At 69.2% G+C, this 12046-nt stretch carries 13 protein-coding genes and 1 pseudogene; 6 read left to right on the forward strand and 8 right to left on the reverse strand.

Annotation, left to right across the window (positions count from 1 at the left end; genetic code table 11):
- A partial coding sequence (locus ACIA5D_RS32600) for a TetR family transcriptional regulator (RefSeq protein WP_396034201.1) occupies nt 1–479 on the reverse strand: 479 nt, incomplete at its 3' end.
- A gap of 445 nt (nt 480–924) precedes the next feature.
- On the opposite strand from ACIA5D_RS32600, the gene ACIA5D_RS32605 reads away from it, so the two are divergent.
- Entirely contained in the window at nt 925–1521 is a 597-nt protein-coding gene (locus ACIA5D_RS32605; protein ID WP_396034202.1) for a DNA polymerase beta superfamily protein, read from the forward strand.
- Nucleotides 1522–1762: 241 nt separating this feature from the next.
- Here ACIA5D_RS32605 and ACIA5D_RS32610 read toward each other — a convergent pair whose 3' ends face one another.
- Together ACIA5D_RS32610 and ACIA5D_RS32615 are read right to left on the reverse strand one after the other, a co-directional pair.
- Entirely contained in the window at nt 1763–2479 is a 717-nt protein-coding gene (locus ACIA5D_RS32610; protein ID WP_396034203.1) for a DinB family protein, read from the reverse strand.
- A gap of 144 nt (nt 2480–2623) precedes the next feature.
- Entirely contained in the window at nt 2624–3025 is a 402-nt protein-coding gene (locus ACIA5D_RS32615) for an Imm10 family immunity protein (RefSeq protein ID WP_396034204.1), read from the reverse strand.
- Between the two features lie 273 nt (nt 3026–3298).
- Between ACIA5D_RS32615 and ACIA5D_RS32620 the strand changes: the two genes are divergently transcribed.
- The 3 genes from ACIA5D_RS32620 to ACIA5D_RS32630 all read left to right on the forward strand — a co-directional run bounded on the left by ACIA5D_RS32620 (nt 3299) and on the right by ACIA5D_RS32630 (nt 6521).
- Nucleotides 3299–3640: an alpha/beta fold hydrolase gene (locus ACIA5D_RS32620; protein WP_396034205.1), complete on the forward strand. Its 342-nt coding sequence runs from the start codon at nt 3299–3301 to the stop codon at nt 3638–3640.
- 396 nt (nt 3641–4036) lie between these two features.
- Nucleotides 4037–6235: an MMPL family transporter gene (locus ACIA5D_RS32625; RefSeq protein ID WP_396034206.1), complete on the forward strand. Its 2199-nt coding sequence runs from the start codon at nt 4037–4039 to the stop codon at nt 6233–6235.
- 64 nt (nt 6236–6299) lie between these two features.
- A complete protein-coding gene (locus ACIA5D_RS32630) occupies nt 6300–6521 on the forward strand; it encodes a hypothetical protein (protein ID WP_396034207.1) in 222 nt (73 codons plus the stop codon).
- Nucleotides 6522–6580: 59 nt separating this feature from the next.
- Here the strand turns inward: ACIA5D_RS32630 and ACIA5D_RS32635 are convergent, their stop codons facing one another.
- The gene (locus tag ACIA5D_RS32635; RefSeq protein WP_396034208.1) at nt 6581–6934 is read right to left on the reverse strand and encodes a DUF2255 family protein; all 354 of its coding nucleotides are present in this window, start codon (nt 6932–6934) and stop codon (nt 6581–6583) included.
- A 238-nt stretch (nt 6935–7172) separates the two neighbouring features.
- Here ACIA5D_RS32635 and ACIA5D_RS32640 point away from each other — a divergent pair, with 238 nt between their 5' ends.
- Complete coding sequence (locus tag ACIA5D_RS32640) at nt 7173–7937, forward strand: DUF899 family protein (protein ID WP_396034209.1); 765 nt, start codon at nt 7173–7175, stop codon at nt 7935–7937.
- Between the two features lie 178 nt (nt 7938–8115).
- Here ACIA5D_RS32640 and ACIA5D_RS32645 read toward each other — a convergent pair whose 3' ends face one another.
- Both ACIA5D_RS32645 and ACIA5D_RS32650 read right to left on the reverse strand, forming a co-directional pair.
- Nucleotides 8116–9177 (reverse strand): cellulose binding domain-containing protein, encoded by a 1062-nt coding sequence (locus ACIA5D_RS32645; protein WP_396034210.1) that lies wholly within the window; start codon nt 9175–9177, stop codon nt 8116–8118.
- Nucleotides 9178–9429: 252 nt separating this feature from the next.
- Nucleotides 9430–10332: a LysR family transcriptional regulator gene (locus ACIA5D_RS32650; RefSeq protein ID WP_396034211.1), complete on the reverse strand. Its 903-nt coding sequence runs from the start codon at nt 10330–10332 to the stop codon at nt 9430–9432.
- A gap of 154 nt (nt 10333–10486) precedes the next feature.
- Here ACIA5D_RS32650 and ACIA5D_RS32655 point away from each other — a divergent pair, with 154 nt between their 5' ends.
- Nucleotides 10487–10780 carry a DUF1330 domain-containing protein gene (locus ACIA5D_RS32655; protein ID WP_396034212.1) on the forward strand — a complete coding sequence of 98 codons (294 nt, stop codon included), beginning with the start codon at nt 10487–10489 and terminating at the stop codon, nt 10778–10780.
- A 324-nt stretch (nt 10781–11104) separates the two neighbouring features.
- Here ACIA5D_RS32655 and ACIA5D_RS32660 read toward each other — a convergent pair.
- Nucleotides 11105–11728: pseudogene (locus ACIA5D_RS32660) on the reverse strand (IS3 family transposase); the annotation flags it as partial.
- 61 nt (nt 11729–11789) lie between these two features.
- On the reverse strand, nt 11790–12044 hold the full coding sequence (locus ACIA5D_RS32665; protein WP_396034213.1) for a transposase: 255 nt from the start codon (nt 12042–12044) through the stop codon (nt 11790–11792).
- Nucleotides 12045–12046 lie beyond the last annotated feature (2 nt).

Raw genomic sequence — 12046 nt, forward strand, 5'->3', positions numbered from 1 at the left:
TGGTACCGATCCACCGTCCAGTGGCGGTGGCGGACCAGCCGGTCGAACACCGCCGGCTCCATCAGCAGCCAGATGGTGTCCACGGCCTCCGGCAGAGTGAGCTCTTCACGCAGGTCCGCCTTGCCGGCCAAGCCGTCAACGATCCACCCGGCCGTGATCGCCCGCTGCCGGATCATCTGTTCGGTCAGCTCGGCGAGTTCGGCGTCTTTCGACGACCCTTCAAAGACAGCCATGACCAAACCGGCCGAGCGCGCCTGAGCAGCCCCGATCACCCTCGCCACGACCGAGAGGAACTCGTCGGCGCTGGTGGCCGCGATGGCCGCGTTGGTCCAGCTCCGGTCGAGCACCGGCAGCGCCTCGTCGTCACCGGCGATCGCCACGTCAATCGCCGCTTTGAGCAGCCGCGCCTTGGTACCGAACAACAGCTCCACCGTCGGCACGGACACGCCTGCCTCCGCCGCGATCGCACGGATGGTCACGCCCGCGTACCCACCCACAAACGCCGACCCCGCGGCCTCGAGGACTCGTCGCCGGGTGCGCCGCGCTGCCGCCTCCCGACGGCTCGACCGGTACGAGCGGGTCGTCTTTTCTTCGGTGAAGCCCACCCACACCACAATTAACTATGGTCAACCCATAGTCAATACCGCCCAGACACGAGAACTGCCGTTCGGCCTGACCGGCAAGGTTGCACCCGTAGACCCCTGTCCATGGCCGCCAATCCGACGAGACGATGGCACGCGACTACAAACAGGGGGTTCTACGCCGTGAGGTGACGTCCGGATCTGGCCCGCGATCAGGTCGCTACAGGACGTTACGACCCCCGGGTGATGCAGGTGTCCGGGCCGAGGGCGGGTGGCCGGTCCGTTGTCGGCGGCTGGGAAATGGCCGGGTGTGGCCTGTGCGGGTTCGGTAGCGTTGCCGCTCGTGATCGAGTTGGTGCAGGAGCACACGATCCTGGCGGTGGTGGTCGGATCGCGGGCGTACGGGTTGGACAGGCCCGGCTCTGATCATGACCGGCGGGGTGTCTACGCGGCGCCGACGCGCTCGTTCTGGCGCCTGGAGAAGCCGCCCACCCACCTGGATGGGCCGGCCGCCGAGCAGTTCTCGTGGGAGGTCGAGCGGCTCTGCGCTCTCGCCTTGCAGGCCAACCCGACGGTGTTGGAGGTGTTGTGGTCGCCGCTGGTCGAGAAGGTCACCGACGACGGCCGGCAACTGCTGTCGATCCGGCGGGCGTTCCTGTCGCGGCGGGTCGCCGACACCTACGGACGCTACGCCCAGGACCAGCTCGACCGGGTCGCCGCACGGCGGCAGCGGACCGGGCAGACCAACCACAAGCAGGCCATGCACATGATCCGGCTGCTGCACGCCGGGGCACACGTGCTACGCACCGGGGAGGTCCTGGTCGACGTGACGTCCCTGCACGATCGGCTGCTCGCCCCCTGCACGACCTCGTGGTCCGTACCCGCCTGGACTCCACCATCAACCACGCAGCGTAACGGCGCCGGAGAACCGCCTGCATAATGCCGAGATCCGCGCGTTCGGACACTCGCGATTCTCGGTGACGACTATGACTCACGGTGCCAGTGCTAGGTGATCACGGCGGCAGGTGCTCCGCGGTTCGATCGAAATCGCCGCCAGTCGTGACCTACCCGTCACGAGTTCAGTGGTGTCCAGATCGATGCGCAGAACCCGAGGGTATCCACATGACCGCGACTGTCACGAAGTACGGCAGCACAGGCTCAGAGTTCGCTCATGAACCCTGTTAAGAAGCCTGATGCGACAGTTTGTCCAGGTCACGCTTGCAGAACCGGTGGTGAGCCCATTCCTCGTTGAGCACAGTGCCGAGGCATTGCCGCACTGTCCGCCCCTTGGCGTAGGGGGGCCATCTGCCGTCGTCCGGGACCGGCGCCGTCTTCGCGAGCTGATCAGGCGTGACCTCGGCCAGCCATGTCTCGATCTCTGAAGCCTGCCGGACTCGTACGGCGAGCACCTCGTCGAGGCTCGGTTGGGCGGACGGGTCGAGCCCGTCCTCCTGGTCCATGACGAACGGTGGACCCAGTCCCATGGCCGTGAACGGCTCGGTGAGCCCGAGCACGCAGCGTCGGAACCAAGAGTCGTGCACGAAGACAAGGTGGCGCAGGGTTTCGACCATCGACCACTCGCCGTCGACGCCTTGATGTTCGCTGCTCTCGGGCATGGACCGAACTCGCTGGGTAGTCGTCGCCCAATCGTCCCGCAGTTGCCGCCAGGCCTCACGCAGGTCGTCCGGCTGATCTGAGCGGATCAGCAGCCGTACCGGGTGACGACGGTCGAGCTCCGCCTCGACGTACGACATCACCTCGACCCCGTTGACCACAAGATTGGTGACCAGGCCGTCGATCTCGGCGTCCTGCATGACCACGCCGACCATCCGCGCTCTACTCAGGTCGCATTCGCGGAATTCTGCGCCGGTGAGGTCCTCATCGTGGAAGCGTCGCATGCAGACAGGCTAGGTCGCACCGCACACGCCACGCCCGGATCTGGCGCGAAGCGCGCGCTACCCAGAGTCACGGGGTGCCTGTCTCCGCTCGTCCGCCTGTCGACCCAACTGGTGTTTGGGGCGTGCGTCAGTGCCAGGCAGGCGTTACAACCGCAATACCGCCGGCTGCGCGTCGGGCCGGCCATAGGTCAGGATGCGCCCCAGATACTCCCGGAGAATCTCAACGGACTGTGCATCCACCGCTAACTGAACCCGAATCTCGGCATCGTCCAGGCCAAGGTCGGCAAGCGCATCCGAGGCGATAATCACCTGCATACGATCGCCGTCGATAGTGAGTTCACGTACGCACCCGTACGCGGTGGCCTGGTTCTCGGTAACCACGCAGTGGGTGTCCATACCAAGTTCCGCATCCTGCTCGTCCGGAGGTTCATGGCCCGCCTGGAACAGCAGCGTACGTCCGGTGCCGTCGTCGCGCTCCGAGACACCGGCGACCAGGCAGTATTCATCATCGACACCGGCCAGGTGCGCGACAAACTCGATCGGCATGGCGCACTTCATACCACAGCCGGATTCCGCCGGAGCTTGATGTGGCGTTCCATTCGGCGGCCTTACTGTCATGCCGCCGATAGTGCGCGAGCCCCCGCCTGGCTCGCCTGCGCTGTGGCTGAGCCGCTCCAAAGACAAGGGTGGCGACGAACACACCGACGTCATCGAGCAAGGCCCGCCAGATCCGCGACGTGGCCGGGCCGAGATGCCAAGGCGGCCCAGCGGATCTGGACCCGCGCGTCACAATGCGGCGGGCCCGGTCGTCCTGCAGACATGACGCTCGCATTCACCCGCCGCGGCGCCGGGGCGCCGCTGATCCTGCAGCACGGCATCGGGTCCGCTCGCCAGGCGTGGGACCCCGTCCTCGACCGACTCGCCGAGCGATTCGACGTGTTCGCCGTGGACCTGCCCGGCCACGGCGAATCCCCGCCGCTGCCCTCGGACGTCGAACCACGGCCGGACGCCATCGCGGCCGCCATGGCCACCTTCCTCGACTCCCAGGGCGTGGCGACACCGCACGTGGCCGGCAACTCGCTGGGCGGATGGGTCGCCCTCGAACTCGCCGCCGTCCGCCCAGTCCGGTCGCTGACCCTGCTCTCCCCGGCCGGCCTGTAGCACGGCAGAACCCCGCTGTACAACGGGATCAGCCTGCGCACCACCCGATGGCTCGCCAGGCACCTCACCGCACCGGCATGCCGCCTCGTCCGCTACCGCGCCGGGCGGGTCCTCATTCTCGGCCAAACCCACGGGCAGCCGTCCCGGATTTCCGCAGCGTACGCCCGCACCGCCGTCCGGGCGATGGCCGACGCCCCGGTTTCGACGCGACCATGAAGGCCACCGAGCCGCGCTGCTACCCGGGAGCCCCGACCGGTGGCGTCGTCTCGTTGTGGTACCGGCGCAACCGCGGCTACCGCCACCGTCGTACGCGTCTGTGTCTGCCTGGACGACGACTTGCGGCGCGCGTTTCGCGACGGTTGAGCAGTCCCTGTCACCGGCTGCTCGGGAGATCCGATGGCTACCTTCCTGTACCGGCTCGGCCGGCTCAGTTATCGCCGGCGCAAGCTGGTCCTCGCGATCTGGCTCGCGATCCTCGGGTCGTTGGGCGTGGGCGCCGCCACGCTGTCCGGGCCGACCTCCGACGATTTCGCCATTCCCGGCACCGAGGCTCAGCAGGCCCAGGACCTGCTGAGTGAGCGCTTCGGCGAGTCACCGGCGGGTGGCGCGGAGGCCCGGGTGGTGTTCGCCGCGCCGTCCGGCGAGAAGCTCACCGATCCGGCGAACCGGGCCGCGGTCGACCGTACGGTCGCGGCCCTGCGTACCGGGCCGCAGGTGGCCGAGGTGAGCGATCCGCTGCGCGGCGCGATCAACGGCGAGAGCACCATCGGGTACGCCCGCGTGGCGTTCCGGGTGCCGGCCGCCGAGGTGACCGAGGCCGACCGGGAGGCGCTGCTGGCGGCCGCGCAGACCGGCCGCGACGCCGGGGTGACCGTGGAGGCCGGCGGCGATGCCCTGCAGCGGGAGCCGGAGCAGGGTCTCAGCGAGGTCATCGGCTTCGGCGTCGCCGCCGTCGTCCTGACCGTCACCTTCGGCTCGCTCGTCGCGGCCGGGATGCCGCTGCTCACCGCCTTCCTCGGGGTGGCCGCCACGATGGCCGGCATCCAGGTGGCGTCCGGTTTCTTCGACCTGAGCAGCAGCACGTCGACCCTTGCGCTGATGCTGGGCATCGCGGTCAGCATCGACTACGCGCTGTTCATCGTGTCCCGTTACCGGCACGAGTTGGCCGTGGGCCGGTCCGGCGCGGAGGCGGCCGGGCGCGCGGTCGGCACCGCCGGGTCGGCGGTCACCTTCGCCGGACTCACCGTCCTCGTCGCTCTGACCGCGTTGTCGGTGGTGAACATCCCGGTGCTCACCGAGATGGGCCTGGCCGCGGCCGGCGCGGTCGCGGTGGCTGTGCTCATCGCGCTGACCCTGCTGCCCGCGCTGGTCGGGTTCGCCGGCCGGCGGATCACCGGACGCGGCGGGCAGACCCGCGACATCGAGGCGGACGGCGGGCGGCCGGCACTGAGCCTGCGGTGGGCCCGGATGATCACCCGGCGTCCGTTGCTGACCGTGGTGACCGTGGTCGCCGCGCTGGGGGTGATCGCCGTGCCGGCGCTCGATCTGCGGCTGGGGCTGCCCGGCGACAACATGGCCGCGCCGGACACCACCGAGCGCAAGGCGTACGACCTGGTGACCGCCGGATTCGGCGCCGGGTACAACGGGCCGCTGCTGGTCGTCGTGGACGCGGCCGGCAGCTCGGACCCCCGGGCGGCGGCGGCCGCGGCGGCCGGCGCGATCGCCGCATTGCCCGGTGTGGTGTCGGTCAGCCCGCCCACCTTCAACCAGGCCGGCGACACCGCGATGCTGCAGGTCGTGCCGGCCACCGCGCCGGACAGCGCCGAGACCACCGACCTGGTGCACGCGATCCGCGACGCCGACGCGGGCCTGCGCGCGCGCACCGGCGCCGACCTGTCGGTGACCGGCACGACGGCGGTCACCATCGACATCGCCGCGAAGATGGGCGGTGCGCTGCTGCCGTACGTCTCAGTGATCGTTGTTTTGGCATTTCTGCTGCTCACCGTGCTGTTCCGATCGGTGCTGGTGCCGCTGAAGGCGATCACCGGGTTCCTGTTGTCGGTGGTGGCGACGTTCGGTGCGGTGGTGGCGGTCTTCCAATGGGGCTGGCTGGGCGGCCTGTTCGGGGTCGACCAGACCGGCCCGATCGTCAGCCTGCTACCGGTGATCCTGATCGGCATCGTGTTCGGCCTGGCGATGGACTACGAGGTCTTCCTGGTCAGCCGGATGCGTGAGGAGCACGTGCACGGCGCGCCGCCGGTCCGGGCGGTGATCGTCGGCTACGCGCACGGCGCCCGCGTGGTGACTGCCGCGGCGATCATCATGATCAGTGTCTTCGCCGGGTTCGTCCTGACCCCCGATCCGTTGATCAAGTCGATCGGTTTCGCGCTGGCCGCGGCGATCCTGCTCGACGCGTTCCTGGTGCGGATGACGATCGTGCCGGCGGTGATGGCGCTGCTGGGCCGGCGCGCGTGGGCGCTCCCCCGCTGGCTGGACCGACTGCTGCCCAATGTCGACGTGGAGGGCGAGCGGCTGCGCGATGCCGTGCCGGACGAACCACCGGCGATGCCGGAGCCGGTCGGGGCGAGCCGTTAGCCGCACGGGACGGGATTTCGGCGCCGGTCGGGGTAGGAATACCACGGCCGGCACCGGCTCGGCGATGCTCGGCTTCGTGCAATGGCCGGCCGCCGGGACGATCGCGGGGCTCGGTGGCGAGCACACCGCCGTACCGATGGCTCTGCTGATGATCACCGGAGCCGCGCTGTCCATGGCGGGCCTGCTCGTTCTGGCCCGGTCCACGCGGCAGATCCCCGCCGGCACCGCGACGGTCAACCAGGCGTGGGAGCGGGTGCTCGTCATCGACATCGAGACAGTGCGCTGACCCCGCGGTGCGGACGGTTGAGCAAGTTGCCCGCCTACGGCGACGCCCGGTAGGACGGCTCAAGCCGGATCGAGGCGCAGGGTGGTGCCGGTGGCCGGTGGCCGGATCATCGCCTCGGTGTAGGAGGAGCGGCCGTACTTGGCCTGGTAGGCCGCGTCGATGCCGGGCTCGTCGGCGGCGGTGAACCGGACCTGGTGTTCGTGGCCGCCGGCGATGATGCTCCCGGTGCCGTACCGGCGGGCGCGGCGGTACCAGAGGCCGTCCTCGCCCTTCCAGGAACGCACATAGAGGTTGCCGTCGACGGCGACGATCCAGATCGGCGTACGCACGTCGGGCCGGCCCGGTGCCGGGACGACGACGTCGATCTCGTTCGCGTCGGCCAACTCGCGGATGGTGGCGGGTGCCCAGGTCACGATGGATGCTCCTCGGTGGTCGGTGCGGTGGCGGCCCAGCCGGCCAGCCTGCGGAGTGCGTCCCCGGCCGGGGTGCCCGCCTGGGCGCTGGAGGCGGTCGGGGTGTCGCCGAACGACGGCAGTCCGGCCTGTTCGTGGGTGACCTTCGCACGTCAGCGAGGGCGTCGGTTTTCTTCCCGTCATGATGTCGAATCTGGGACGGCAGCTTCGACATATCGAGGACAGAAGGGAGTCAGTCATGACCACGAACGAGCTTTCCGGGCGGCCGCCGATCGTCGACCTGGACACCTGGCAGGCAGCCCGGGACGAGTTGCTGATCCGGGAGAAGGCGCACACCCGCGAGGGCGATGCGATCGCCGCGGCGCGTCGCCGGCTGCCCATGGTGGAGATCGACGGTGGCGTCGAGGTCGTCGGCCCGGACGGCCCGGTGCCGTTCCGGGAGCTGTTCCAGGGCCGCGATGAACTGCTGGTCTACCAGCACATGTGGTACGACGGCGCGCCGCACCAGGGGCAGTGCGAGGGCTGCACGGTGTCGGCCTGGCATCTGCGGGACGCGACCTACCTCAACGCGCGCGGGGTTTCATTCGCCGTGCTCACCCCTGGCCGGTGGGATGAGGTGGCCTCGTTCGTCGAGTTCATGGGCTACACCCAGCCGTGGTATTCGGTGCGCGACGCGCCGGAGCCGGTCGGCGGCGACATGGGCTATTTCAGTTGCTTCCTGCGCGACGGCGAGCGGGTGTTCCTCACCTACCGCACGACCGGCCGGGGCACCGAGCCGGCCAGCGGGTCGTTCGCCCTGCTCGACATGACGCCGTACGGGCGAGGCGAGGCTTGGCAGGTCAGCCCGCAGGGGTGGCCCAAGGGCGGGGAGCCATGCTGGTATTGGCGTGCGGACGCGAACGGCACGGCCACGTGGGGTCCGACGAGCCGCCCGGTGCCCCAGTGGACCCGTCCAGGAGCAACGCCGCAGACAACCCTCGGCCGAACCGGTGCACACCACTGACCCGGACAGATCCACCGCGTTCGACATCGACCCGGACGGCGGACTGGCCCACCGGCGGGTATTCGCCGAAGGGCCTCCGACCCGACGGCATCTGCCTCGACGCCGAAAGGCGCGGCTCCTCCGCTCCCGGTTGCGGTGCCGGGTCACGGCCGGCCGTGACCCGGTGGCGGGATCGTGGTCAGGCGGTGACGGTGACGGTGATCGACCACCGGATCTGGGGAGACGGGCACGGCGTGGGCTCGTGGTTGCATGCGGCGTCGGTCACCGTGGACACGCCGACCGTCCCGGGCGCGGCGGCGACGAAGCGGGCCACGAGGGGCTGGCCGGTCGGATAGCCGCCGGTGGTGTCGCGCTGCACGAGTATGCCCGCGACGGAAAGCTTCGCCGGCACGTAGTTGTCGGCCAGACTCACCACCAGGGTGTCGCCGACGCGGAGGCGTACCGTGCTCTGGTTGTCGGCAGTGGAAACGGTGACGGTACGGCCGGTGGCGGCGACGACGGTGACGTGCACGGTCCAGAGCCTGATCGGTACGGCGCACGGCGGCGTGGCGTGCAGGCAGGCGTAGTCCGACCGGGTGGTCACGTCGGTGGTTCCGGGCGCCGTCGCGCGGTAGAGCGCGGTGAGGGGTTGCCCGGTTGGATAACCGCCGCTTGCGGAAAGTTGTGTGAGGGCGGTGCCGCCAGCCGTCGGCGGCAGGTACTCGGCGCCGAGAGACACGCCCAGCGTCTGCCCGACGACCAGGGTGACGGCGCCCTGGCTGCTGGACTCGTCGACGGTGACATCCGGACCGCCCGGCGACGTCGAGGACGGCGGCGGCGAGGCGCCGTTGTCACAACTCATCGCGGGCGCCGGCCAGGTGCCGGAGAGCTGCATCCCGAACGTGGCCGACGCGCCCGGCGCGAGCACGCCGTTGTACGGGGCGTTGACCGCGGTTGCCGTGCCGCCCGAGGTGGTCACGGTGGCATTCCAGCCGGAGACCACCCGTTGCCCGGAGGCGAGTGCCCAGGCCACGGTCCACTTCGTGGTTGTGGCCGGGGAGGTGTTGGTGACCGTGACCGCGGCGATCTGACCGCCGGTCGCCCCGCTGCCCCACTGCGTCTCGATGCGCGCGGTCGCGTCGCACCCGCCGGGCGAGGCAATCGCGGGCGCGCCGACCGATGACGTCGCCAGAGCGGTGAGGACCACCGTGCCGCCGAGACCGGCTACCAGCGCCAGGATCGACTGTCGCCGACTCGCCATGACATCGCACCCCTTCCGGGTCCAGGACGGACCCCGGCACGCGTCGGCATCGACGGCGAGCGGTGATGCGAAGGGCCCGCCCGACTCAGGCGAACGTAGAACAGGCATGGACGTACGTCAATGAGTTGCGGATTTCCGCGATCGTGCGGATCCGGAGGGCGTGCTCGGGGGAGCCGCATCCGCGAAGTCCGCCGGGCGCAAGGTCTTCGGCCTCGCCACCGCAGGCGTCCGTATCGCTTGACCTCTTGCGCGTCAGTCCGGCAGCCAGTGCAGCTCGTGCGCCAGGGTTTTGGCGACGGCACGGATGCGGCGGTGTAGTGGCGACTGCTCGCGTGGGAGGACCAGGTGGATCGTCAGGCTGGGCGCGCCTCGCAGTGGTCGCCAGGTGAGACCGGCCGGTTGTGCCGTGGCCGCGGCTTCTCCGGCCGGGGCGAGGGTGACCCCGTCGTGCAGGTCGCGCTGAGACATGTCGAAAGAGACTGCAGGCGTGTGGAATCGGGGGTGTGGTCGGGTGTCTCGGAACAGTGCGGACAGCTGATCGTGAATCACGGGGTTGGCCGCACGGTCCGGGAGTCGCAGCGGATACGCGGCCGCGTCGGCGATCTCGATCTCCGATTGTTCGGCCAGCGGATGGTGCTGCGCCAGCTGGACCCCGATGCGCGCACGCCGCAGCAGGAACCGGCGCACGCCACGGCCCGGCTGTTCACCGCGCGTGATCCCGGCATCGATGCGGCCGTCGGCGACCGCGGGGCAGATCTCCGGTGTCGCCATCGGGACCGCGCCGACCTCGAGTCCGCTGTTGCCGCGAATCAGCCTGTCCACCAGGGCTGGTGCCGTCTCGGCCCCGGTGCTGAGGCTGTATCCGATGCGCAGCGTGCCCAGTTCACCGGCCGCCGCACTCCGGGCGGTGTCCCATGCCCGGTCCAGCGCCGCCAGCGCGGGCGGCGCGGACTCCGCCAAAGCCGCACCGGCCGTGGTCAATACGACGCTACGCGTGTTGCGGACCAGCAGGGCCGTACCGAGTTCCGCCTCCAATCGGCGCATCCGGGCGCTGAGTGCGGGCTGTGCGATACCGATCCGTGCGGCCGCGCGGGTGAAGTTCAACTCCTGCGCCAGCACCAGGAAGTACCGCAGGCTCACCGTATCCGGCGCCACGTGCCCTCCCTGCCGATTGATAACGATCCGTTCTGAGTCTATCCCGTACCGGTCTTTCCCTCGACCGCACATCAAGCCCTAACCTGCGCATGCCGGGATCGATCTGAGTGTCAAGTCGAAGTCGGCCGTGTCCGGCCGAACACAGGAGGTTTCCATGGCTAAGGGCTACTGGGTCAGTGTCTACCCCGCCATTTCCGACCCTCAGGGACTGACTGCCTACAACAAGCTGGCCCGTCTGGCTGTCCAGGCTGGGGACGGGCGCGTCCTGTCCCGTGGCGGTCGAGTCGTCGCCCACGAGGCCGGAATCACGCAAAAGGTGGTTCTGATCGAGTTCGACAGCTTTGAACAGGCCGCCGCGGCATACGAGAGCGAGGCATACCAGAAGGCGCTGGTGGCCTTCCCCGACGGCGTCGAACGCGACTTCCGCATCATCGAAGGCATCGACTGACCGGCGAGCCCAGCCATCGCTGAGCATCCGTCACCTGATACGCACACGGTGCTGAACGACGACTCACGAGACGAGTTCGAAGCCATGCCCCGCGTCCCAGTTCGTCGTCGACGTCCTCGACGACCTGATCCCTGTGGGTGCGGCTCAGACTCGGTGACCAGCGGGGAGTGTGCTTGGTGGCGTCGGGTCTACACCCGCCGCAAGTCCCCGACCGTCCCGTTCCCGTTCAGGGTTCGGTCGGTAGCCTCACCAAGTCGACCGACCGCCGGACTTCCGAGCGACTCGATCATGGCGCCCGATCCCTGGTGCATCAGCGCGTTTCCATCATGGCGTTGTCGTAGCAGTCACCGACCATGCCCATGGATCCGAGCAGACCCGATTTGCGGAGCCGCTGCCCGAAATCCCAGGACGTGTATTGCCGTGGTCGGAATGCAGAACAGTCTCCTGCCGGGTCGGCGGGCGGCGGGTGACGGCCATCGACAACGCGTCCAGGACCAGTTCGGTGCGGAGATGGTCGGCCATGCTGTAGCCGATGATCCGCCGGCTGTAGGCGTCCATGACCGCGGCGCAGTACAGCTTGCCCTCCTCGGTGGGGTGTTCGGTGATGTCGGTCAGCCACAACAGGTTCGGCGCGTCGACGTCGAACTGGCGGTTGACCAGGTCCGCGCACGGTTCCGCGTCCGGGTCCCGGACGGTGGTCCAGGACCGGCGCCGGTAGTACAGGCCCTGGATGCCGGCCTCGCGCATCAGCCGGGCCACGCGTTTCTCATTTACCTGCAGACCCATGCCGAGGGTCAGTTCGGCGTGCACCCGCGGGGATCCGTACGATTTCATCTTCGGGTCGGCATGAATTTTCTCGATCAGCCGCAGCAGCAGTTCGTTTTCCTGATCCCGCGCCGATACAGGCTGGTCCCGCCATTCGTAGTATCCGGACCTGGACACGCCTAATACCCGGCAGGAGACGTAACGTCGATGCCGTCCTCAGCAAGTTCTGAGACCAGCCGGAACGCTACTTTGGGAGGACGTTCTTCCGGGCGAAATACGCGGCCGCCCGTTTGAGGATCTCGTTCTCCACCTCGAGCTGGCGGTTACGGCGGCGCAGCTCGGCCAGCTCCTTCTTCTCGGCGCTGATCAGCCGGCCCGGACCGCCACCGGCGTCGTCGGTATCGGCCTGGGCCAGCCAGTTCCGCAGGCAGGACTCGCTGATCCCGAGATCCTTCGCCAGCACACCGACCGGTTTGTCCCCGGTCCGGGCCAACTGCACCG

Source organism: Actinoplanes sp. NPDC051513, assembly GCF_044454685.1.
GTDB lineage: Bacteria > Actinomycetota > Actinomycetes > Mycobacteriales > Micromonosporaceae > Actinoplanes.

Excerpts from the sequence above, each read along its gene's own strand:
- ACIA5D_RS32615 (WP_396034204.1), bottom strand. The coding sequence starts at position 3,025 with ATGCCGATCGAGTTTGTCGCGCACCTGGCCGGTGTCGATGATGAATAC.
- ACIA5D_RS32610 (WP_396034203.1), bottom strand. The coding sequence starts at position 2,479 with ATGCGACGCTTCCACGATGAGGACCTCACCGGCGCAGAATTCCGCGAA.
- ACIA5D_RS32645 (WP_396034210.1), bottom strand. The coding sequence starts at position 9,177 with ATGGCGAGTCGGCGACAGTCGATCCTGGCGCTGGTAGCCGGTCTCGGC.
- ACIA5D_RS32620 (WP_396034205.1), top strand. The coding sequence starts at position 3,299 with ATGACGCTCGCATTCACCCGCCGCGGCGCCGGGGCGCCGCTGATCCTG.
- ACIA5D_RS32630 (WP_396034207.1), top strand. The coding sequence starts at position 6,300 with ATGCTCGGCTTCGTGCAATGGCCGGCCGCCGGGACGATCGCGGGGCTC.
- ACIA5D_RS32640 (WP_396034209.1), top strand. The coding sequence starts at position 7,173 with ATGACCACGAACGAGCTTTCCGGGCGGCCGCCGATCGTCGACCTGGAC.
- ACIA5D_RS32625 (WP_396034206.1), top strand. The coding sequence starts at position 4,037 with ATGGCTACCTTCCTGTACCGGCTCGGCCGGCTCAGTTATCGCCGGCGC.
- ACIA5D_RS32655 (WP_396034212.1), top strand. The coding sequence starts at position 10,487 with ATGGCTAAGGGCTACTGGGTCAGTGTCTACCCCGCCATTTCCGACCCT.